This is a genomic window from Brachybacterium horti, from assembly GCF_054777615.1.
Map to the genome: position 1 here is coordinate 460240 of NZ_BAAHAM010000001.1, position 21025 is coordinate 481264.

The window sequence follows — 21025 nt, forward strand, 5'->3', positions numbered from 1 at the left end:
ATGACCGGCCGGTGGAGCAGCGCGCCGAGCCGGTCCCGGCCCCGCTCACTCCTCCGCGGGAGCAGGCTCCTCGGTGCGGTCAGTGTCCTCGGAGGAGGCGGAGTCCTCACCCTTGCCGGGAGCGACGGCCTCATCGGCGGCGGCCGGCTCATCGGCAACCTGCTCGTCGGACTCCGGCACCTCGGTCACGGGCTCCGCGGGGGCGTCCACGACGACGGGCTCGTCAGCGGCCTGCTCGCCGGACGCCGACTCGTCAGCAGCCGACTCGTCAGCAGCCTGCTCGTCGGAGGTGGGCTGCTGGAGCTCGAGGTCCGCCTCGAGCTCGTCGATCACGACGCCGGCGCCGCGCGCGGCCTCGTGATCGGTCTCCTCCTGGCCGGTCTGCGAATGGGAACCGCAGCCGTAGCCCAGGTGCACCACGCGACCGTCGGCCGGGGACCACTCGTTCGTGCAGACCCCGAACTCGGTGCGCAGCGATCCCGAGAGCAGCGACAGGAAGCCGCAGCTCGAGCAGGTCGCGGTGACCGTGCCGCGGCGGCCGCGGTGCGAGGTCTGCCGCGGGCCGAACTCGCCCTCGGTCCAGCGCTCGGCGGCCTCGGCGCGCCCCTCGGGCGAGAGCACGCGCTCCCGGCCCAGACCCAGCTCCCACTGGGCCACGCGGTCCTCGTCCTCGTCGCCGGTGGCCTCGTAGCCCTGCTCGAGGCGCACGTCCTGTTCCTGGAAGGGCAGGAGGTCGTCGGCGCCCACGTCGGAGGGCTTCAGACGCTCCGCCCACGGCTCCCACGCGGGGGCCAGCAGCGCGCCCTCGCCGGGCAGCAGCGCCGTCTCGGCGACGGTCGCCGCCTTCGCTCGGGGCGCACGGCTGAGGACGACGACCCACGACCAGCCGCGGTAGCCGGGCATCGTGCAGTCGAAGACGTGCGTGACCAGCCGCTCACCGGCGGGCTCGGCGCGCAGGTGCTCGCCCACCTGCCCGGGCTCGGTGACCTCCACGAGGGCCTCGCGGGCCTGCTCGATCGCGGCGGCCGCGACGGCGTCGAGCTTCGGCTTCGCGGTGCGGGGACGGCGGGATGCGGTGGTCGGCTGGGTCATGGGTCTCAGGCCTCGAAGTTGTCCGCGACGGCGCGCAGCACGGTGGCGATCTTCTGGGAATGGCCGCGGTCGGGGAAGCGCCCCTGCCGCAGGCCGTTGGAGGCGTCGTCCAGGAGCCTGATGAGGTCCTCGGTCATCGTGGCCATCTCCTCCGGCTTCGGTCGGCGCGCACGGGACACGGAGGGCGCCGGCTCGAGCAGCTGCAGGGACAGCACCTGCGGGCCGCGACGGCCGTCGACCATGTCGAACTCGACGCGCGCGCCGGGGCGCAGCGTCGTCACGCCCTCGGGGAGCGAGGTCGCGTGGACGTAGACGCTCTGTCCGTCCTCGTCATCGAGGATGAAGCCGAAGCCCTTCTCGGCGTCGTAGAACTTCACCTTGCCGCGTGGCACGTTGATCCCGTCCTGTCCTGGGGTCTGGGGGCTGGTCACTGGAGAGGCCCGCGTCGGGGACGCGGGCGTGGCGGGGCCGCCCACGGGGCCGCCGCCGATCGAGTCTACAGGCCCGCGCTCCCCGGGACGCGCCGTCCCGGTGCGGGGTCCGGACGCTGCCTCCGGCGCTCGGCGGGGACCTCCCGGGCGGGGGCATCCGGGGGCACCGACGGAAGACCCAGCTCGACGAGGACACGGTCCAGGATCAGCGCGGTGAACCCCCAGACGAAGGCCTGCTCGGGCAGGTCGAAGGCGGGGCCGACGTCCATCCCGTCGAGCCGGCCGCGCAGCCGTCGGGCGGGATCGCCGAGGGAGCCGGGGCCCTGGAGCCGCGCCCACACGACCCGCTCGACCTCGACCGGGTCCTGCACGCCGAGCACCGGCCGCTCGGGCGCCCAGGCGAGCACCGGCGTGACGTACTGGCGCCGCCAGGGCATGCCGATCGGGGCGAACGCGCCGAGCACGCACGCCGCCCCCTCGACCAGGCCCGTCTCCTCCTGCGCCTCCCGCAGCGCCGTGTGCACCTCGTCGCGGTCGGTGGGGTCCATGGCGCCGCCGGGCAGCGAGAACTGGCCCGGCTGCGAGCGCAGACGGTGGCCGCGCTCCTCGATCACGAGCTCCGCGTCCTCCGCGGTGGTCCCGCTCAGCAGCACGAGCACGGCGCTGCGCCGCGCCTCCTCGCGCGGCGGCAGGAGGGGCGCGTCGGGGCGACCGACGTCCGCGACGAGCACCTCGTCACCGCGGGCGGCGCGCTCCGCGATCCCCGAGAGGAAGGCGGGCAGCCCCGCTCCCCCGGTCATGCGGCGGCTCCCGCGCTCGGGCAGAGGTCCGCGAGCACGCAGTCCTCGCAGCGGGGCGCCCGGGCGGTGCAGACCCGTCGGCCGTGGAGGATGAGGCGCAGGCCCAGCCGGGTGAGCTCGCCCGGGGCGCCGTCGGCGGCGACCCGGGCCACGACGTCCTCCTCCACCGCGCGAGGATCCGTCGCGGCGGTCCAGCCGAGCCGGCGCGCGAGACGCCCCACGTGCGTGTCCACGGCGAGCAGCTCGTGCCCGAACCAGGCGCCGCGCACCACGTGCGCCGTCTTCCGCCCCACCCCGGGCAGAGCCTCGAGGGCGGCCTGGTCGTCCGGCACCACGCCGCCGTGGTCGCGCAGCAGCGCCGCGGCGAGGCCGACGACGCGCCGGGCGCGCGTGGGGCCCATGCCGAGCGGGCGCAGCAGCGCGGCGACCTCCTCCTCGGGGGCGGCCGCGAGGGCGGCGGGACCGGGCCACCGCCCGAAGAGCGCGGGCGTGAGGCTGTTCACCCTCGCGTCCGTCGTCTGCGCCGAGAGCACCGTCGCGACGAGCAGCTCGAAGGCGTCCCGATGGTCGAGCTCGGTGCGTGCGCCAGGGTGCTCAGCGGCCAGGCGCAGGCTCACGGCGGCGGCGTCGGCCGCTCCCCGAGGGACCGTCCGGGAGCCCGCAGGGGTGCGGCGCGGGGCGGCCTGGGACATCGTTTCGGCTCCTCGGTCTGGCGGGGCGGCGGGTCTGGGGGCGCCGGGCGCGATAGTGTTCCCCCATGATGTGACTGCGACCACCGAGGGGTGGAGCGCCGTCACGATCGGCACAGGCACGGTCCCGGCGGCTCCGGGACCCGATCACCAGGAGGACCCGTGGACGAGAACATCGTACGGTCGTCGCCGCTGTTCGCGGCTCTCGACGAGGACGGCAAGCAGGCCGTCCTCGCGTCGATGAAGCAGGAGGACTACCACCGCAGCGCGGTGATCTTCCGCGAGGGCGATCCCGGCGACCGCCTGTTCATCATCGGCGCCGGCAAGGTGAAGGTGGGCCACGCCTCGGGCGACGGCCGCGAGAACCTGCTCGCGGTGCTCGGCCCGGGCGAGACCCTCGGCGAGCTCTCCCTCTTCGACCCCGCCCCGCGCAACGCGACCGCGACCGTGGTGGCCGAGTCCACTCTGTACTCGCTCTCCCAGCAGGATCTCTACCGGGTGCTCGCGCAGCGCCCGGAGGTGGGCCGCCACCTGCTCGCGTCCCTCGCCCGCCGCCTGCGCAAGACCAACGAGTCCCTCGCGGACCTCGTCTTCGCGGACGTCCCCGGCCGCGTGGCCAAGAACGTCCTCGACCTCGCCCAGCGCTTCGGCCGGCAGACGGACGACGGCGTCATGGTCGCCCACGGCCTCACCCAGGAGGAGCTCGCCCAGCTGGTCGGCGCCTCCCGCGAGACCGTGAACAAGGCCCTCGCGGACTTCGCCTCGCGCGGCTGGATCCGCCTCGAGGCCCGCGCCGTGCTCATCGTCGACGTGGAGCGCCTGCGCCGCCGCGCCCGCTGACCCCTCGCACGCACGAGCGCCCGTCCTCCTCACGGGGGGCGGGCGCTCGTGCCGTCCGGGGACGGGGGCAGGAAAACCCGAGAGGTGCGCGGCGCCTCAGCGCCCGGCGGCGAGATGCTCGAGGGTCGCGCGGAGGTTCCAGCGGGCACCCTTCTCGAGCTCGGGCGGGAGCTCCGTGCCGTAGATCGCGCGCACCAGGCGGTCCAGGGTCAGCACCCCGGCGCGGCGTGCGCGGCGCACCTGCTCGATCCGCTCCTCGCGATGCGCGATCGCGGTCTCCACGAGGGCGAGCGCGTCCAGCGGCCCCTCGGCGGCGGGCCCGTGGCCCGGGTGGATCGCGCTGATCCGGCCGTCGACCGCCATGGCCCGCAGGATCGCGAGGGACTGCAGGTGCTCGTGGATCGTGCCGCCGTCGTCGGGCACGATGACGGTCGAGGAGCCGCCGCCCAGCAGCGTGTCGCCGCTGAGGAGCCGCCCGCCGTCCACGAGCACGCCCACGGAGTCCGCGGTGTGGCCGGGCAGATGGATGACGTGCGCGACGGTCCCGTGGTCCCCCTCGAAGGTGGAGGGCAGGGGCCGCGAGCCGGTGACCGCGTCCTGATCGGCGGCCCACAGCGGCACCTCGAGGCCGCTGCGCGCGGCGAGCTGCCGGGCGAGGGTCGCCGCGCCCGCGGTGTGGTCGAGGTGGCGGTGGGTGACCAGCACCCCCTGGGGCCGGGGCGCGGAGGCGAGGAGCAGCTCCGCGAGATGCTCCGGGTCCCGGGGCCCGGGGTCCACGACCCAGCTGCGCTCCCCGTCGACGATCACGTAGGAGTTCGTGCCGTCCAGGGTCATCGCCCCGGGGTTCGCGGCCCGGACCAGCCGCAGCTCGACCGGAGGCGCCGCGGGCTCGCGCTGCGGCTCCGGGCCCATCTCAGACGGTCCCGGGCGCGAGCTCGACGTGGAGGTCCAGCTCGACCGGCGAGTCCAGCGGGAGCACGGCGACGCCGACGGCGCTGCGGGCGTGCGTGCCCGCCTCGCCGAGGATCTCGCCGAGCAGCGTGCTCGCACCGTTGATGACGGCCGGCTGGCCCGTGAACTCCGGCGCGGAGGCGACGTAGCCGGTGACCTTCACGACCCGGACGACGGCGTCGAGCGCCGCGACCCCGCCGAGCAGGTCGGCCACGGCGGCGAGCGCGTTCAGGCAGCTGATCGCGGCGAGGCGCGCGGCCTCCTCCGGGTCGACCCCGGCGCCGACCTTCCCGGTCGTGGGCAGGGCGCCGTCCACGAAGGGCAGCTGGCCGGAGGTGTGCACGTGGTCACCGGTGCGGATCGCGGGCACGTAGGCCGCGACGGGCGCGGCGACGGGCGGCAGGGCGAGCCCCAGCGCCTCGAGGCGTGCGGCGATGCGCCCGGCGGGGGCGGCGGTCACGGCTCAGGCCCCGGCCGTGTCGAGGGGCCGCTTCATGTAGGCGACGAGCGACTCGGGATTGGGGCCGGGCACGACCTGCACGAGCTCCCATCCCTCCTCGCCGTAGTTGTCGAGGATCTGCTTGGTCGCGTGGATCAGCAGCGGGACGGTCAGGTACTCCCAGCGGGTCGGTGCGCTCATGGGGCGAGCCTACCGGCGCCGCGCCCTGCGCGGCGGGCGGCTCAGCTGCCAACCGCCTCCCTGGTGGCCCGCTGCAGCAGCGCGGTCCAGCTGCTGACCTCGGGGTGCCGGCGCAGCAGGCGGCGGCGCTCGCGCTCGGTCATGCCGCCCCACACACCGAAGTCGATGCGGTTGTCGAGCGCGTCGGCGAGGCACTGCGTGCGCACGGGACAGCGCCCGCACGCGGTCTTGATCTGGTTCTGCTCCGTCCCCTGGACGAAGAACTCGTCGGGGTCCATCCCCGCGCACGCCCCGCGTGCGGCCCAGCTCTGGTCGTCCCCGACCCCGGTGGCCCCGATCGTCATCGATCCTCCCCCTTCATGGATCTCCGTCGATCCGTCGGCTTCCCCCTCACTCTAGGGAGACCCATGCCACAGCGCAAAAGCGGGCCCCGTTCGATCGGTCCGTCGGGCACGACCTCGGGCGCCGCTCCCGCTCCCCGGGGACAGGGAGCCTTCGTGAAGATTCCGTCCAGGCGGGCATGGCAGATGGAACCTGGGAACGGGCCCGCCGTACTGTAGGGAGCATGGCCCGTTCCACGTCCTCGCGCCCCGAGGGAGCCCGCTCGCTCCCCGTCGCCCTGGCCCAGACCCTCTACCTGCTCCTCGGCCTCGTGGCCGTGGCGCTCCTCGGTGGGGTCCTGCTGGCGGCGTTCTTCCTCCCGGCGGTCTCCGCCTCCTCGGCCGTCGCCGAGGACGGCGTGACGCTGTTCGACTCGTACCCGAGCGAGCTCGAGGTCGAGCCGCTGAACGAGGCGAGCCGGATCGAGGCCTCGGACGGCTCGCTGCTGGCGACCTTCTACACCGAGAACCGCATCATGGTCCCGCTCGAGGAGATCTCCCCGAACATCCAGCACGCGGTGATCGCGATCGAGGACAAGCGGTTCTACGAGCACGGCGGCATCGACCCCAAGGGCATGGCGCGCGCCCTCGCGAGCAACGCGGGCGGCGGCTCGACCCAGGGCGGCTCGACCCTCACCCAGCAGTACGTGAAGAACGCCCTGCTCATGGATGCCGTCCAGCGCGGCGACCAGGAGGACATCGACGCGGCGACCGAGCAGACCTACGGCCGCAAGCTGCGCGAGGCGAAGCTCGCGATCTCGCTCGAGAAGAAGTGGAGCAAGGACGAGATCCTCAACGGCTACCTCAACGTCGCCCAGTTCGGCCCCTCCCAGTACGGCGTGGAGACGGGCGCCCAGCACTACTTCTCCAAGAGCGCGAAGGACCTCAACCCCGGTGAGGCGGCGCTGCTCGCGGGCATCACGAACGGCCCCAACCAGTACGACCCGGTGAAGCACCCCGAGGCCGGCCAGAAGCGCCGCAACGAGGTGCTGTGGACGATGCTCGACCAGGGCTACATCGACCAGGCGGACTACGACAAGTACACGAAGCAGCCCGTCGAGGACATGCTGAAGATCAAGACGGTGCGCGCCGGCTGCGCCTCCGCCGACGGCAGCGGGTTCTTCTGCGACTACGTCACCCGCACCCTCCTGAACGACCAGTCCTTCGCGCCGACGGCCGCGGAGCGGCGGAAGCTGCTCTACGGCGGCGGCCTCACCATCAAGACGACGCTGGACCCGAAGCTCCAGAAGGACGCCGAGGAGATCCTCAACCGGAAGGTCCCCGCGGACTCCGCGAGCGGCTTCGGCCACTCGATCGTCACGGTCGAGCCCGGCACCGGCAAGATCCTCACGATGGCGGAGAACCGCACGTTCAACCCGTACGCCGACGCCGGCGCCGGCGAGACCGCGATCAACTACAACGTCCCGAAGTCCCTCGGCGGAGGCAGCGGCTTCCCCGTCGGCTCGACCTTCAAGCCCTTCGTGCTCGCCCAGTGGCTCGAGAGCGGGAAGTCGATCTACGACACCGTGGGCACCAAGCGCGAGGTCATGAAGACCTTCCCCGCGAAGTGCCTGAACCGCGGCCGCTGGTACGAGACCGCCGGCTACAACCCGGACAACGCCGTCTCCGTCCCGCTCTCCTCCATGGAGACGGTCCTCAACGCGACGAAGTTCTCCGTGAACACCGCCTACGCGAACATGGCGCGACAGCTCGACCTGTGCGACATCGCGGACACCGCGCGCGACCTCGGCGCGATCCCCGCGACCTACAACCCGTACGACCAGACCACCTGGGACATGCCGATCGACGAGATGTACGGCACCGAGCTGGCCCCCTCCGTGGTGGTCCTCGGCGAGCTGCGCATCTCCGCCCTCGACATGGCCTCCGCCTACGCGACCTTCGCCGCGGAGGGCACCTACTGCAAGCCCACCGGCATCAACGAGGTCGTGGACCGCAACGGCGACACGATGGAGACCACGGGCTCCAAGTGCGACCAGGTCATGGACAAGTCCGTCGCGGACGAGATCGCCTGGACCCTCGAGCAGGACCTCACCGATCCCCGCGCGACCGGCAAGGGCAAGGTCATCCCGGGCCACGACGCCGGCGGCAAGACCGGCACCTCCGGCTCGCAGTTCCACACCTGGTACGTCGGCTTCACCCGCCAGATGTCCACCGCCGTGTGGTTCGGCCACCCCAACGCCAACGTGCGCCCCGCCGGCTTCTCGGTGGACGGCGAGGTCCTCCAGAGCGGCAAGGTCTGGGGCAACACGGTCTCGCTGCCCACCTGGCAGGAGTACATGACGAAGGCCTCCGAGGGTCTGCCCAACGAGGCGTTCCCCGCCGCCCCCTCGGGAGCGGCGCCGAACACGGCCGCGGGCAAGCCCGCCGAGACCGGCACGGTGCCGGACGTCTCCGGGAACTACCTCAGCGCGGCGCAGTCCACGCTCCAGGCCGCCGGCTACACGACGAAGGTCGTCCGGGAGCCCTCGGCGACGGTGGGCCAGTGGTACGTCATCGGGACGGATCCCGCGCCCGGCACGAAGCTCGCCCCCGGCAGCACGGTCACCATCCGCCAGTCCAGCGGGAAGGGCTGATGCGCGCCCTCCCCCTGGCCGCCCTGGGCACCGCCGGTGCCGCGGCGGCCACGGCGGCAGCCGCCCACGTGTGGGCGCGCCACGTCGAGATCCACAGGTACACCGTGCGCGAGCAGGAGCTGCGCATCCTGCCGCCCGGCGCCCGCACGATCCGCCTGCTGCACATCAGCGACATCCACCTCGTGCCGGACCAGTCGCGCAAGCTCGACTTCCTGCGCCACCTCGCGACCTACCGGCCGCACCTGGTCATCGACACCGGGGACAACATCGCCTCCGCGGCGGCCGTCCCCGTGCTCGCCGAGGCGATCGAGCCGCTCCTGCGCCGGCCGGGCGCCTTCGTCATGGGCTCGAACGACATGTTCGCGCCCGTGCGCAAGAACCCGCTGCGCTACTTCCTCCCCGATGCCCGCCCCGCGGGCCTCACCGAGCGCACGGACGGCGACCTGCCCACGCAGGAGCTCGCGCGGCGGCTCGGGGAGTTCGGCTGGAAGGATCTCACCAACACCCGGGCCACGATCGAGCTCGGCGGGCTCGAGGTGCGGCTCGCCGGGGTCGACGACCCCCATCTCGAGCGCGACCGCTTCCCCGATCCCGCCGCCGTGGAGCCCCCCGCCCCGGAGCACGGGAACGTGCTGCGGCTCGGCGTCGCGCATGCGCCCTACCGCCGTGTGCTCGACGCCTTCGTGGCCGACGGCGCGGAGCTGGTCCTCGCGGGCCACACCCATGGCGGGCAGCTGCGGCTGCCGGGCTACGGCGCCCTCGTGACCAACTGCGACATCCCTCGGGAGCAGGCCCGCGGCCTCTCCACCTGGAAGGGCGTCCCGCTCACGGTGAGCGCCGGGATGGGGGCGAGCCCCTATTCGAACTACCGTCTGTTCACACCACCGGAGGCGACGTTGCTCACGTTGCGGGCCCGACGGCCCGACTGAGTCCCGCGCACGCCCGGAGCACTGGTAATGTTCCTGATCGGTGACTCGCTGAGGCGAGGATCCGCACCGGGGTGTGGCGCAGCTTGGTAGCGCGCCTCGTTCGGGACGAGGAGGTCGCAGGTTCAAATCCTGTCACCCCGACCACCGGGCCCGGGGCCTGCATCCACGAGGATGCGGGCCCCGGGCCTTCCTGTTGCCCGGAACCCTGCCGGCCCCGCCCACCCTGCCGGCCCCGCCCACCCTGTCGGCCCCGTCGGCCCCGATGCCGGCGGCGAGCGCCGTCAGCCCGCTCCCAGCTCGCGACCGCAGCTTCTCCACATCCCGAGCACGCCCCTCTCACCGCGAGCGAATGACACCCGTGTAATTAACACGACGATGCCCGTTTCGACTGAACGACACGGTGGTAGTTCGAGAAATCGAGTAAAAGCTTCGTCAAATAAGGTCGCGTGCGACGCAAACTCCCTGGGGGAACCCTGAGAACGCCACCTACGGTGGGTGGCGGTGCCGCCTCCACCGGGCACCCGTCCCGGGTGCCGCCTTCCCGTCACCGCCCAGGACGCTTCCTCCGCTTCCCTGGGTGACGGGCGCAGGCCGGCAGCTCCCCCGTGCCGGTGAAGCCTGTGCGGCGACGGAGAAGGAGCTCGACGGACATGTTCCGCACCGCATCACGAGGCACGCACCGGGCGACCGGCCGTGCCGTCATCGACTACCGAGGACTCGCGGTCCCGGTGGGCAAGGGCGTGGGAGGCGTCGCCGTCCTCGGCGCCGTCACCGCGACCGGGGCCCTCCAGTCCGCACCCTCCGCCCAGGCCGCCCCGGCACCGGCCGCGAGCACCGTCCGCAGCGCCGTGACCGCCCCGGTCGCCGCTCCGGCCACCAGCTCGTCCTACTCCTCCGTGAAGCTCCGCCTCGGGGCCCGCGGCGACGCCGTGAAGAGCCTCCAGCGGAGCCTCAACGACCAGGGCGCCGGCATCTCCGCCGACGGCGTCTTCGGCTCGAGGACCCTCCGCGCGGTCAAGAGCGCCCAGTCCTCCGCGGGCATCGCGGTGGACGGCGTCGTGGGCCCCCAGACCTGGGCCGCCCTCAACGGGTCCGAGAAGAAGGGCGCCTCCTCCTCGAGCTCGTCCGGCTCCTCCTCGTCCCTGCTGCGCCAGGGCTCGCGCGGATCGGCCGTGCGCACCCTCCAGTCCTCGCTCAACGAGGCCGGCGCGAACCTCAAGGTCGACGGCGTCTTCGGCAGGGGCACCGCCTCCGCGGTCCGCTCGCTGCAGTCCGCCGCCGGGATCCGCGTCGACACCGTCGTGGGCCCGAAGACCTGGTCCGCCCTGGACCGCGGGGTCCGCATCGGCTCCACGGGCTCGGATCGCGGCACGAGCCGTGACGAGGTCGGCTCGAGCTTCGACGGCCAGGCCATCGTCTCCGCCGCCCGCGCGCAGATCGGCGTGGGCTACAAGTGGGGCGGCTCCAGCCCCTCCACCGGCTTCGACTGCTCCGGCCTCGTCTACCACGCGTACAACCAGGCCGGCATCGACCTGTCGCGCAAGACCGCCAAGGGGTACACCTTCGGCGGCCGGATCATCTCGCAGTCCGAGGCGAAGGTCGGCGACCTCGTCGCCTTCACCGGCAACGACTACGGGCACATCGGCATCTACGCCGGCAACGGCACCATCATCGACGCCTCGGGCTCGCGCCAGCGGGTCATGGAGCGCTCGATCTGGAGCGCCCCCCACGTCTTCGTGACCTACCGCTGACGCGGAGGCCCTACGAGACTCCCGAGCCCGCTCGGGACCACGACGGCCTGCTCGACGCGCACGCGTCACCGGGAAGGAGCAGGACGCCGTGACCGGAGCCCCGGTCGGTCCGCCGACCGGGGCTCCGCCATGCCCGGGGCGCACCCGTGTGGCCGTCGTCACGACCATGCGCGCGACGTGGCAGACTGAAGCCTCTCGCCAGGAACGACGCCGTCTCAGGAGACATGTCCATGCCGGATCCCATCGCCCTCGTCCCGCTCCCGCGCTCGGTCATCTGGAGCGCGGGCACCTGGGAGACCACCGATCCCTGGGACGGCCTCTCCGTGGGGCTGTCCGAGGAGCTCCCCCGCACCGAGTACACGCTGTCGATCTCCCCCTCGGGCGCGAGCCTCACCGCGGGCAGCGAGGCGGCCCTCGCGGACGGCCGCAACACCTTCGCGCAGATCGTCACCGGCGCGGGCGGCTCGATCCCCTGCGTGACCATCGCCGACTCCCCGAAGTACGCCTGGCGCGGGCTCCACCTCGACGTCTCCCGGCACTTCCTGCCGGTCGAGGAGGTCGAGACCATGATCGACGCCCTCGCGCTGCACCGCCTCAACGTCCTGCACCTGCACCTCACCGACGACCAGGGCTGGCGCATCGAGATCAAGGGCTACCCGCGCCTGACGGAGATCGGCGCGCGCCGCACCCGCACCGTCGTCGGCCGCCACGGCGAGATGGCCGAGGGCCTCGAGTTCGACGAGACCGTCCACGAGGGCTCCTACACCCAGGAGGAGCTGCGCGGGCTCGTCGAGTACGCCCGTCGCCGCGGCGTCATGATCGTCCCCGAGGTGGACCTGCCCGGCCACATGCAGGCCGCGATCGCCGCCTACCCGCAGCTGGGCAACGTCCCCGACCGCGAGCTCGAAGTGCGCCAGGTCTGGGGGATCTCGGACCACGTGCTCGGCGTCTCCGACGAGGCCTTCGACTTCGTCCGCGACGTGCTCACGCAGGTCGCGGAGATCTTCCCCGCCCCCTACGTGCACATCGGCGGCGACGAGGTCCCGCGCGGGGAGTGGGAGCGCTCGAGCGCGGCCCGCAGCCGCATGAACGAGTGGGGGCTCACCCGGGTCTCCGAGATCCAGGGGCGCTTCACGCAGTTCGCCTCCGAGGTCCTCGCCGAGAGCGGCAAGCGGGTCCTCGCCTGGGACGAGGTGCTCGAGACGCACCTGCCCGACGACACCGTCATCATGAACTGGCGCAGCCCGGCCGGCGTCACCGAGGCCGTCTCGCGAGGCTTCCAGACCATCGTGGCCACCTCGGACCTGCTCTACTTCGACCACTACCAGGCCGATCCGGAGGAGGAGCCGCTCGCGATCGGCGGCCTCACCACGGTCAAGGACGTCTACACCGGCCGCCTCCTGCCCAAGAAGATCACCGAGGAGCAGGAGCGCCTCGTCCTCGGCATCCAGGGCCAGCTGTGGTCCGAGTACCTCCCGGACGCGGAGCAGGTCCAGTACATGGCGTTCCCGCGCGTGTGCGCCCTCGCCGAGCGCGCCTGGGGCTCCCCCGAGCAGAGCTGGGACGAGTTCGAGGAGCGGCTGCGCGCCCACCTCCCGCGGCTGGACGCCTTCGGCATCCGGTACCGCCCGCTGGACTGACCCGGGACCCCGCGAGGCCACCATGTCCGATCCGCACCGCACCCACCCCTACGGCCGCTCGGCCGACGACGTCCGACGCCGCGACCTGCGCGCCCGCCGCACCCGGCGGTTCCGCATCACCCAGATCGCGGTCTTCTCCGTCGCCGCCGTCCTGCTGCTCGGGGTGGGTGCGTACGCGATCGGACAGCTGCGGACGCCGAACCCCGCCCCGGGCGTCATCGCCACGAAGACCTTCGGCAGGGCCGAGCCGGAGGTGACCTGCCCCGAGGCGGGGGCGGTGCCCGCCGCGCCGGAGGACGTCACCGTGAACGTCCTCAACGGCACCGGGCGGAGCGGCCTCGCGGGCCGCGTCTCCGAGTCCCTCGCCGATCGCGGCTACACCGCGGGGAAGGTCGGCAACACCTCGCAGGCCTCCGGCGCCGCCGTGATCGTCTACGGGCCCTCCGGCTATCTCGCCGCGCAGTCGGTCCTCGCGCAGGTCGGCGCTGCGGAGCTCACGCTCGACGGTCGGGACGACGCGAGCGTGGACCTGCTGCTGGGCGACGGCTTCTCCGACCTCGCCGGCAGCGGCGCCGCGGAGAAGGCGCTCGGGACGCCGGTCGCGACCCCCGAGGGCTGCGGCTGATCAGTCCTCCCAGTCGCGGCGGTCCCGCTCCATGCGCAGGCCGATCGCGAGGGACACCCCGCCGCCGAAGACCAGCAGCAGCACGATCGTCCCGAACACCACCGAGGTGCTCTGCGAGCTCGGCAGGAGACCCACCAGCAGCGAGTTGATCCCGCTCGGCTCGGTGCGGGCGCCGTCGACCACCGCGCCGCCCGGATCCACCTCGATCGAGAGGGTCGCGCTCGCGGGCACGCCGTCCTCGTCCTCGACCGTGTACTCGATCGCCTCCGTCGCCCCCGTGAACCCCGGGACCGGGGTGACGGTGATCGAGCCGTTGGCCGAGACCGTGTACGTGGCCTCCCCCGGGATCACGAGGCGCTTGCCCGTGAACTGGTCGAGGTCCTGCAGGTTCGTCGCGTCGAGCGAGCGCAGCCGCACGCTCGAGGCGACGAGCGGGGCCGCCGCGGTCCCGGCCGTGTCGTTGGCGAGCACGTCGATCGTGCGCGGGGTGCCCGTGCCGGTCCGCTCGGCGTCGTCGCGGAGCACCGGCACCGCATCCACGATCCGCGCCGTGAACAGCCCGGTCGCCGTGTTGTCGGCGTAGATGCCCGTGCCGGCGACCGTCACCGCGCTCTCCACCCCGGTCCTCTCCTCCGACGCCTCGAAGGTGAGGGTCAGCGCGTCGAGGTCCAGGGTCCAGGTCCCCACCCCCGGCAGCTGCGCCGTCAGACCGTCCGCGGAGAGCGTCGCGCCGTCCGGCAGCGCCGCCTCGTCCAGGTGGAGGGAGTCCGCGCTGAGGTCGCGGGTCCCCGAGGAGAGGTCGAAGACGACGGGGCTGCCCGGCGTCGCCGCCTGGGAGCGGTCCTGGAGGATCGGGTAGGCCGTGGAGAGCACCCCGGGGGACGCGTCGTTGCCCTGGTCGTCGGTGCCCGTGACCGTCATCGGGACGGTGACGTGGACGTCCGCGCTCTCCGGGGTGAAGCGCACCGCCCCCGCGCTGCGGTCGAGCGTCCAGACCCCCTGGCCGGGCACCACCGCGCGGGTGCCGTCCTGGGACAGCTCGACACCCTCCCCGCCCTCGGGCGGCTCGAGCCGCAGGGTCGAGAGGTCCACGTACTGCTGCCCCTCGGAGACCGAGTAGCGGATCTCCTGGCCGTAGGGGGCCGACCAGTTGAGGTCCGAGATGATCGGGACGGTCAGCTCGACCTCCGTCGCCCCGACCGGCGCGCCCTCGGCGTCGAGGGCCACGAAGCGCACCGGGGTGGGCTGGTAGCCGAGCCGGGTGGAGCCCGGGGAGTACGTGACCCGTGAGCCGTCCGCGGAGAGCTGCCAGCCGCCCTGCTCGGGGATGACGAGGCGGCTGCCGTCGGAGGAGAGGCTCGACCGGGCGGTCAGCCCGTCGAGCGTCATCCGGACCCCGCCGCCCGAGGGCACCGTCAGGCCGAGCTCCACCGGCACGTCGACGCCCGCGGCGGAGTGCTTCGCGACGGAGGCGACGTCGAGCACCGTCGGGCTCAGCTCCGCGGGCTCCGAGCGGGTGCCGTGGATGCTGCCGACGGTGATCGCGACGGGCAGGGTGGGGGCCGTGACGCCGTCGTCCGGGGTGAACACGAGGGTCGTGCCGAGCAGCGACCAGGTCCCCTCCCCCGAGATGGTGAGCGTGCGACCGTCCTCGGAGACCGCCATCGCCGCGGCGTCGGTCTCGCCGAGGGAGGGCGGCACCACCAGGCGTGCGGTGGACTCGTCGAGCTGGTCCTGCTGCGCGTCGTCGATCAGCGCGTCGAGCGGGACCGAGGTGACGGCGTCCGGCAGCACGGAGATGCTCGAGGACTCGAGCGGGAGGGGGAAGGTGCCGTCCTCGCCGAGCGCGGAGGCCGGGAGGATCCCGGAGAGGCCCAGCAGCAGCGTCGCGCCCGCGGTCGCGGCGACGCGCACCAGGGGGCCGCGCCGGTCGCCGCGCGGCCGGGCGGACGACCGGGAGCACGGCATCGGATCGAGCACCGGGCCAGGGTAGCAAGGGCGCCCGGGCCGAGGCCGGACGGCGTGCGCGCACCGGCCGGTGTGCGGGGTTCGCACCCCGCGGGCCGGTCGCCGCCCTAGCATGGGCCGCATGGACGCCTCGGCCGCCGCCTCCGCCACCGATGCCGCTCGCGGACGCCTCGACCTCACCTCGCTGCCCGCCCCGGAGACGCTGCTCGATGAGCTCCGCGACCCGCTCGGGGCCTGGCTGCCCACGCGGCGCTGGTTCGCGCACCGCCCCGCCGGCCCCGCTCCCCAGACCCTCGACGTCGAGGTCGAGGCCTGGGCAGGGCTGCGCGTGCGGGCCGACCTCGCCGTGCTGTGGACCGTGCTCGCCGTGGACGACGGCCGCGGGGGCCGGGCCCGCTACCAGGTGCCCCTCGCCCTGCTCGCCCCGGACGCCGAGGCGGACGAGGACGCCCTCGTGACGAGGACCGAGGAGGTCGCCGTCGCCGACGCGCTCGCGCTCCCGGCCGGCCGGGACGCCGTGCTCGCCGTGCTCGCCGAGGGCTCGGGGGCGCTGGGGCCCGGGCTGCGGCTGCTCGCGGACCCCGCGCCGATGGTGGGGTCCGCGCAGGCGGCACCGCCGGCCGGGCCCGGCGCCTCCTCCCGGGTGCTCAGCGGCGAGCAGTCCAACACCTCCCTCATCCACGAGCAGACCGGCCGCACCCCGGTGATCCTCAAGGTGTTCCGCCTCCTGGGCGACGGCGAGAACCCCGACGTGATCCTGCAGTCCGCGCTGACCTCCGCCGGCAGCCCGCACGTGCCGGCAGTGCTCGGCTCCGCACAGATCTCCTTCGGGGAGCGGCGCACCCACGCCCTCGTGGCGCAGGAGTTCCTGCCGGGCGTCGAGGACGCCTGGCGCACGATGCTGCGCGAGGCCGCCGCCGGCCGGCTCGACGAGGCCGCCCTCCGCGAGCTCGGCACGGTGCTCGCCCGCGTCCACGCGGACCTCGCCCTCGCGCTGGGCACCGTGCCGACGGGGGACACGGAGGCACGGCGGATGCTCGCGCAGATGCGCGGCCGCCTCACCGACGTCGCCTCCTCCGTGCCGACCGTCGCCGCGCACGTCGAGGCGCTCGGGACCCTGCTGCACCGCGCGGCGGAGGTCCCCTGGCCCGCGATGCAACGGATCCACGGCGACCTGCACCTCGGGCAGGTGCTCGCCGCGCCCGGGCACGGCTGGGTGCTGCTGGACTTCGAGGGCGAGCCGCTGCGCCCGCTCGCCGAGCGCCTCCGGGAGGACTGCCCGCTGCGGGACGTCGCCGGGATGCTCCGCAGCCTCGACTACGCCGCCGCGGTCACGGCCCGCGAGCACGGCACCGACGCCTCCGGCTGGGCGCACGCGGCGCGGGAGGCCTTCCTCGACGGCTACCTCACCGGCGCCGGCATCCCCCCGCAGGACCCGGCGACCCGCGTGCTGCTCGCCGCCTTCGAGGCGGACAAGGCCGTCTACGAGGCGCTCTACGAGTCCCGGAACCGACCGGACTGGATCGACATCCCGCTCGCGGCCCTGAGCAGGATCAGCGGGACGGTGCGCAAGGGCTGAGCACCGCCGCCGGGCTCGTCGGCGCCGCCTCCTCGGGGGAGGGCAGGAAGGGCGCGCTGATGACGCGCAGCGCGGCCCGCACGCCGAGCACGAGCTCGAGCCGGTCCCCGTCCTCGAGCTCCCACACGACGTGGCGGATCCCGTGGCGGGTGCGGGACGCGCCCGGGGCGGAGCGGCGCCGACGGGCGACGACGTCCACCGCGCGGACGAGCGCGTCGGCCGCCGCCGGGGACGGATCCGGGGCGCGGCGGGCGGCGAGCAGCGCGCTCACGTGCACGAGGGTCGGGGCTCCCTCGGCGCTCTCCCCCGAGGGACGGTCCCGCTCGGGGCGGGCGTCCTCGAAGCCCTGGAGCGACGGCTGCTCGGCGAGCAGCGCGCGGCCCGCCGCCGTGAGCAGCTCCCGCACCCGGTCGTGCACCGCGGCCTGCGCAGGGGTCCCGACGGTGCTCGGCGCGGTCGTCATGCGGCGACTCCGTTCGTGATCCGTTCCTGGCCGGCGCCGGGAGGCGCTGCGCCGCGGCCCCCTCCCGGCGCGGCGCCGGGCAGGGGGAAGCGGTCAGGGTATCGACGGCGGCCGGGGCGGGCCATGGGGAGTTCTCCCCATGGCGCCCGAGCGCCCGGCCTCACCCGGGGACCGGCACGAACTCGACGGGCGCCACCTGCGAGTAGCGGTCCTGCCGGATCGAGACCACGCCGACGCCGCCGATGAACGGCGCGAGGGCCTGCGGGTTCTTGCCCGGGTTCGCGAGCAGCACCTGGAAGCCGAAGTGGCGGAAGGACTCCATCGCCGCGGTGATGAACTTGCCGGCGCCCTTCGAGAAGGCCTCGTCGATGATGATCGGGGCGTAGCGCGGGACCTCCTGGCCGGTGCCGGCCAGCTGGTAGCGCAGCGCCGCGGCGAGGCAGAAGGTCGTCAGGCGCTCGTTCTGGCCGCCGGAGAGCGGACCGCCGGACTCGTGCGCGTGCACCACGGTCCCCTCGGCGTCGACCTCCTCGGCGTGGAAGTGGACGTGGCGGCGCACGTCGAGGATCGCACGGGAGACCTGGTCGTCCCGCGTGCGGGCGGCGCCGATGAGGTCCATGAGGTGGCGCAGCGAGAGGAAGCGCTCCTCAGCGAGGTCACGGTCGCGGCTCATGTCGTTGAGCGTGGAGCCCGTGACCGCGTCCTCGAGCGCCGCGCGGAACTCGTCGAGCGCGGCGAGGTGCACGGGCCGCATCGACAGCTGCAGGAAGCGACCGGAGTGGAACTCCACCTGCGAGAGCAGGGCGTTGATGCGCTGCAGCCGCTTGCGGATCTCCGCGGGCTCGCGCGCGATCGCGGTCGCGAGCGCCTGCACGTCCCCGAGCGTGTTCCCGGTGAAGAACTCGAAGAAGCGGTCCTCGACCTCGGGCAGCTTCTCCTCCTCGATCCGCTGCAGGATCGCGAGGAAGTCGTCGACCCCCTCGAGGGTCGCGACCGTGTCCCCGGCCTGCGCGGGCCAGCGCCGCACGAACTCGCGCATAGCGGTGCGCATGTCCTCCTCCGCGCGCGAGGTGCGCCGGGTGAGGTCCATGAGCTCCGCGTCGAGCGTCGCGGAGGCGTCCTTGGTGACCTGGTCGATCGTGGACAGGACGATCGTCGGCGCGATCGCGGCGAAGCGCTCGGAGAGCTCCTCCTCGACCTCGGGGGCGAGGGTCGCTCCCTCGAGGCGCTCGCGGGCCTCGGCGAGGCGCTCCGCGGCGCGCTCGGCCTGCTCGCCGAGGCGGCCGGCGGTGCGGACCACCTCGAGCAGCTCCTCGTCGCTCTCGGCAATGCTCGCCTCGACCTCGTCGATCTGGCGCGCCAGCTCGGTGAGCGCCGCGGAGCCGTCCTCCGCCGCGCGGACCATGTCCCGCAGGTTCGCCACGCGCCGGGCCACGGAGGCGGCGTCGATGTCGTCCCAGGAGACGGTGCTGATCGCCTGCAGGGCGTAGAGCCGCTCGCGGCGGCGCCCGGCCTCCGTCTCGACGTCCTTCCGGCGTGCCTGCGCCTCGAACAGGGCCTGCTCGGCGCGCGTGCGCTCCGCCTCGAAGACCGAGCGCTTGGCACGGTTGTCGAAGCCGAGCACCCACTGCGAGCGGTCGTTGATCTGGCGGTCCGCGCTCTTCTCGTGGCGGGAGGCGGAGTGCTTGATCTGGCCCGAGCGCAGCACCGCGCGGCCCAGCCGGGTGAACTCCTCGAGGTTCTCCGCGCACGTGTAGTCCATGCGGGAGGCGATCTCCCCGCTCAGCCAGGCGTGGAACTCGCCGTCCTTGACGTCGAGCTTCGCGGCGAGGGAGCGCTCGTCGATCCCACGGGAGGGCCGACGGAGGTCGGTGTTGATGCGGTTGTAGGAGATGCGACGACGCAGCCTCGTGCGGTCGATGACGGCCGCGACCTGCCGGTAGACGCGGTCCGGCACGAGGATCGAGCGGGCGAGGCCGCGCAGCGCCTGCTCAGCGGCGGCCGTCCACTCCTCCTCCCCGGCCTTGACCTGCAGCAGCTCCGCCGCGAAGGGCAGCTCGGTGGGGGCGACCCCGACCTCCTGCGCGATCGCGTCGCGCAGGGCCACGTCCTCGGAGTGCAGGTTCGAGGCGCGGGAGCTCAGCGAGGCGAGCTCCTCCCGGGTGCGCTGGAGCTGGGTGCCGAGCTCGCGCACCGCGGCCTCCGCCTCCCAGCGCGCGGCGTCGGCCCCGCGCTCCTCCTCCTCGAGGGAGGCGCGCAGCGCCTGCACCTCCCGCTGGAGGGCGAGGAAGGTGTCCTCACCGGCCGGGGAGCGCAGCTCGACGGTCGCGAGCTGGGCGGAGAACTCGGTGGCCCGCTCGCGGCGCCGCTCCCGCTCGACCTCGAGGCCGGCGATCTGCTGCTTCCAGTCGTCGATCTCGCCGCCGCCGGCCCGCTTGCGCTGCTCCTTGAGCTGGGACAGGTCCCCGCGCGCCTCGGCGACGTCCTGGGTGAGCCGGCGCTGCTGCGCGGTGAGGCGGTCGCGGTCCAGCTGGAGCCGCTCCTCCTCGCCGGAGAGCAGGCGCACGAGGTGCTGGGCGGCGAACACGTCGATGTCCGCCCGACGGTCCACGAGCTCCCCGCCGCGGCGGCGCATCTCGGTCCACGAGGTGTGGTTCTCCCGCAGGCCGCGCAGCAGGTCCCGCTGCTCGCGGGCGGTCACGAGGGCCTCGTGGACCTCGGAGAGGTTGTGGAAGTTGGCGAGCGCCTGGTCCGCGAGGTCGAAGGTGCGGGGCTCGTCGAGCATGTAGTCGCGCAGCAGCGCGTTGACGTCGCCGAGCTCCTTCGCGGACTGGATCTTGTGCAGCAGGCCGAGCGCCTTCTCGTCGGGGATCCCGAGGAGCTGGCAGAAGGCGGCGCGGTACTCACGGAACTGTCGGTAGGTCTCGGTGCCGGGGAACGCCGCGGCGAGCGCCTTGCCCTCGATCTGGGTGGAGACGAAGGGGCGCAGGTCCGCGACGTCGAGCGGCTGCCGCGCGATGACGTAGAGGCTCTTGACGTCGCTGTCCGCGCTGTGACCGGCGTGGAGCAGCAGCAGGCGGGAGAGCTGCACGGTCCCGCCGCGGCCGTCGGAGAAGCGCAGGGTGACCACGGACAGGGTGCTGCGGTCGCGCAGCACCTCCTGGCTGAACTCACCGGTGGCCTGGTCGTAGTGCATCGCCCAGGCGCCGCGCACGTAGCTCGCGACGGTGCGGCGGTACTTCGAGCGCGCCGGGCCGGCATCGGAGGCGGCGGCGTTGAACTGCAGCGTGCGCGGAGGCGTGAGCAGGGCGCTGATCGCGTCCAGGAGCGTGGACTTGCCCGTACCCGGCCCGCCGGTGAGGAAGAAGCCCTTGGGCGAGATCGCGAGGTCGTGGGTGCCGTGGAAGGTGCCCCAGTTCGAGACCTGCAGGTGCGTCAGTCGCCACTGGCCCGGGTGCGGGTGCTGGGGATCGGTGGGGCCCTCGTCCGGGGCGCTCGCACCCTCGGGCACGCCCGGGAGGTCGAGCCCGTCCTGGGCGGTGTCGGTCGCGGAAGTCACCCTGGAAGGGTACCGGTCCGGATCAGGCCCCGGGCAGGCCGAGGGACCGCGCGGTCCTCGCCGGCTCGCTCTGCTCCCGCGCCCGCGGCGTCGA

The 21025-nt window shown here is 73.8% G+C and carries 18 protein-coding genes and 1 tRNA gene; 8 read left to right on the forward strand and 11 right to left on the reverse strand.

Annotated features, from left to right (window positions below):
* Positions 1-45 precede the first annotated feature (45 nt).
* From ACYVAP_RS02300 to ACYVAP_RS02315, 4 genes are all read right to left on the reverse strand, one after another.
* Complete coding sequence (locus ACYVAP_RS02300; RefSeq protein ID WP_498859351.1) at positions 46-1092, reverse strand: DUF3027 domain-containing protein; 1047 nt, start codon at positions 1090-1092, stop codon at positions 46-48.
* Between the two features lie 5 nt (positions 1093-1097).
* On the reverse strand, positions 1098-1484 hold the full coding sequence (locus ACYVAP_RS02305) for a cold-shock protein (protein ID WP_137769886.1): 387 nt from the start codon (positions 1482-1484) through the stop codon (positions 1098-1100).
* A 104-nt stretch (positions 1485-1588) separates the two neighbouring features.
* Positions 1589-2323, reverse strand: a complete 735-nt coding sequence (locus tag ACYVAP_RS02310) for an NUDIX hydrolase (protein ID WP_498859352.1) — start codon at positions 2321-2323, stop codon at positions 1589-1591.
* The gene (locus ACYVAP_RS02315) at positions 2320-3015 is read right to left on the reverse strand and encodes an endonuclease III domain-containing protein (protein ID WP_137769884.1); all 696 of its coding nucleotides are present in this window, start codon (positions 3013-3015) and stop codon (positions 2320-2322) included. Before ACYVAP_RS02315 ends, ACYVAP_RS02310 begins: the two co-directional genes overlap by 4 nt.
* Before the next feature lie 159 nt (positions 3016-3174).
* Here ACYVAP_RS02315 and ACYVAP_RS02320 point away from each other — a divergent pair, with 159 nt between their 5' ends.
* The gene (locus ACYVAP_RS02320) at positions 3175-3852 is read left to right on the forward strand and encodes a Crp/Fnr family transcriptional regulator (RefSeq protein ID WP_137769883.1); all 678 of its coding nucleotides are present in this window, start codon (positions 3175-3177) and stop codon (positions 3850-3852) included.
* A gap of 96 nt (positions 3853-3948) precedes the next feature.
* Here the strand turns inward: ACYVAP_RS02320 and ACYVAP_RS02325 are convergent, their stop codons facing one another.
* From ACYVAP_RS02325 to ACYVAP_RS02340, 4 genes are read right to left on the reverse strand one after another with little or no spacing between them, the layout of a single operon-like run.
* Complete coding sequence (locus tag ACYVAP_RS02325) at positions 3949-4764, reverse strand: MBL fold metallo-hydrolase (protein ID WP_137769882.1); 816 nt, start codon at positions 4762-4764, stop codon at positions 3949-3951.
* Between the two features lies 1 nt (position 4765).
* A complete protein-coding gene (locus ACYVAP_RS02330; RefSeq protein ID WP_498859353.1) occupies positions 4766-5263 on the reverse strand; it encodes a RidA family protein in 498 nt (165 codons plus the stop codon).
* Between the two features lie 3 nt (positions 5264-5266).
* Positions 5267-5443 carry a Sp36 family protein gene (sp36, locus tag ACYVAP_RS02335; protein ID WP_137769880.1) on the reverse strand — a complete coding sequence of 59 codons (177 nt, stop codon included), beginning with the start codon at positions 5441-5443 and terminating at the stop codon, positions 5267-5269.
* 41 nt (positions 5444-5484) lie between these two features.
* Positions 5485-5787, reverse strand: a complete 303-nt coding sequence (locus ACYVAP_RS02340; protein WP_498859354.1) for a WhiB family transcriptional regulator — start codon at positions 5785-5787, stop codon at positions 5485-5487.
* Between the two features lie 221 nt (positions 5788-6008).
* Between ACYVAP_RS02340 and ACYVAP_RS02345 the strand changes: the two genes are divergently transcribed.
* The 6 genes from ACYVAP_RS02345 (at position 6009) to ACYVAP_RS02370 (ending at position 13362) form a co-directional block, all read left to right on the forward strand.
* The gene (locus ACYVAP_RS02345) at positions 6009-8417 is read left to right on the forward strand and encodes a penicillin-binding protein (protein ID WP_498859355.1); all 2409 of its coding nucleotides are present in this window, start codon (positions 6009-6011) and stop codon (positions 8415-8417) included.
* On the forward strand, positions 8417-9346 hold the full coding sequence (locus tag ACYVAP_RS02350) for a metallophosphoesterase (protein WP_264449660.1): 930 nt from the start codon (positions 8417-8419) through the stop codon (positions 9344-9346). The genes ACYVAP_RS02345 and ACYVAP_RS02350 overlap by 1 nt, the downstream gene beginning before the upstream one ends.
* Positions 9347-9413: 67 nt before the next feature.
* Positions 9414-9490: transfer RNA gene (locus tag ACYVAP_RS02355), tRNA-Pro, on the forward strand.
* A gap of 506 nt (positions 9491-9996) precedes the next feature.
* On the forward strand, positions 9997-11097 hold the full coding sequence (locus tag ACYVAP_RS02360) for a C40 family peptidase (protein ID WP_264449659.1): 1101 nt from the start codon (positions 9997-9999) through the stop codon (positions 11095-11097).
* 230 nt (positions 11098-11327) lie between these two features.
* Positions 11328-12737, forward strand: coding sequence for a beta-N-acetylhexosaminidase (locus tag ACYVAP_RS02365; protein WP_498859356.1), 1410 nt, complete (start codon positions 11328-11330; stop codon positions 12735-12737).
* A gap of 22 nt (positions 12738-12759) precedes the next feature.
* The gene (locus ACYVAP_RS02370) at positions 12760-13362 is read left to right on the forward strand and encodes a LytR C-terminal domain-containing protein (RefSeq protein WP_498859357.1); all 603 of its coding nucleotides are present in this window, start codon (positions 12760-12762) and stop codon (positions 13360-13362) included.
* Here the strand turns inward: ACYVAP_RS02370 and ACYVAP_RS02375 are convergent, their stop codons facing one another.
* Complete coding sequence (locus ACYVAP_RS02375) at positions 13363-15342, reverse strand: Ig-like domain-containing protein (protein ID WP_498859358.1); 1980 nt, start codon at positions 15340-15342, stop codon at positions 13363-13365.
* Positions 15343-15451: 109 nt separating this feature from the next.
* Between ACYVAP_RS02375 and ACYVAP_RS02380 the strand changes: the two genes are divergently transcribed.
* Positions 15452-16909 (forward strand): maltokinase N-terminal cap-like domain-containing protein, encoded by a 1458-nt coding sequence (locus ACYVAP_RS02380; RefSeq protein WP_498859359.1) that lies wholly within the window; start codon positions 15452-15454, stop codon positions 16907-16909.
* On the opposite strand, the gene ACYVAP_RS02385 is transcribed toward ACYVAP_RS02380, so the two are convergent.
* Together ACYVAP_RS02385 and ACYVAP_RS02390 are read right to left on the reverse strand one after the other, a co-directional pair.
* A complete protein-coding gene (locus tag ACYVAP_RS02385; protein WP_498859360.1) occupies positions 16884-17372 on the reverse strand; it encodes a hypothetical protein in 489 nt (162 codons plus the stop codon). The genes ACYVAP_RS02380 and ACYVAP_RS02385 overlap by 26 nt on opposite strands.
* 160 nt (positions 17373-17532) lie before the next feature.
* Positions 17533-20931 carry an ATP-binding protein gene (locus ACYVAP_RS02390; protein ID WP_498859361.1) on the reverse strand — a complete coding sequence of 1133 codons (3399 nt, stop codon included), beginning with the start codon at positions 20929-20931 and terminating at the stop codon, positions 17533-17535.
* Positions 20932-21025 lie beyond the last annotated feature (94 nt).

Bases quoted from the DNA above. Each gene is read 5' to 3' on its own strand.
- ACYVAP_RS02340 (WP_498859354.1), bottom strand. From the start codon at position 5,787: ATGACGATCGGGGCCACCGGGGTCGGGGACGACCAGAGCTGGGCCGCA.
- ACYVAP_RS02350 (WP_264449660.1), top strand. From the start codon at position 8,417: ATGCGCGCCCTCCCCCTGGCCGCCCTGGGCACCGCCGGTGCCGCGGCG.
- ACYVAP_RS02310 (WP_498859352.1), bottom strand. From the start codon at position 2,323: ATGACCGGGGGAGCGGGGCTGCCCGCCTTCCTCTCGGGGATCGCGGAG.
- ACYVAP_RS02345 (WP_498859355.1), top strand. From the start codon at position 6,009: ATGGCCCGTTCCACGTCCTCGCGCCCCGAGGGAGCCCGCTCGCTCCCC.
- ACYVAP_RS02365 (WP_498859356.1), top strand. From the start codon at position 11,328: ATGCCGGATCCCATCGCCCTCGTCCCGCTCCCGCGCTCGGTCATCTGG.
- sp36 (WP_137769880.1), bottom strand. From the start codon at position 5,443: ATGAGCGCACCGACCCGCTGGGAGTACCTGACCGTCCCGCTGCTGATC.
- ACYVAP_RS02360 (WP_264449659.1), top strand. From the start codon at position 9,997: ATGTTCCGCACCGCATCACGAGGCACGCACCGGGCGACCGGCCGTGCC.
- ACYVAP_RS02385 (WP_498859360.1), bottom strand. From the start codon at position 17,372: ATGACGACCGCGCCGAGCACCGTCGGGACCCCTGCGCAGGCCGCGGTG.
- ACYVAP_RS02325 (WP_137769882.1), bottom strand. From the start codon at position 4,764: ATGGGCCCGGAGCCGCAGCGCGAGCCCGCGGCGCCTCCGGTCGAGCTG.
- ACYVAP_RS02370 (WP_498859357.1), top strand. From the start codon at position 12,760: ATGTCCGATCCGCACCGCACCCACCCCTACGGCCGCTCGGCCGACGAC.
- ACYVAP_RS02380 (WP_498859359.1), top strand. From the start codon at position 15,452: ATGGACGCCTCGGCCGCCGCCTCCGCCACCGATGCCGCTCGCGGACGC.
- ACYVAP_RS02300 (WP_498859351.1), bottom strand. From the start codon at position 1,092: ATGACCCAGCCGACCACCGCATCCCGCCGTCCCCGCACCGCGAAGCCG.
- ACYVAP_RS02315 (WP_137769884.1), bottom strand. From the start codon at position 3,015: ATGTCCCAGGCCGCCCCGCGCCGCACCCCTGCGGGCTCCCGGACGGTC.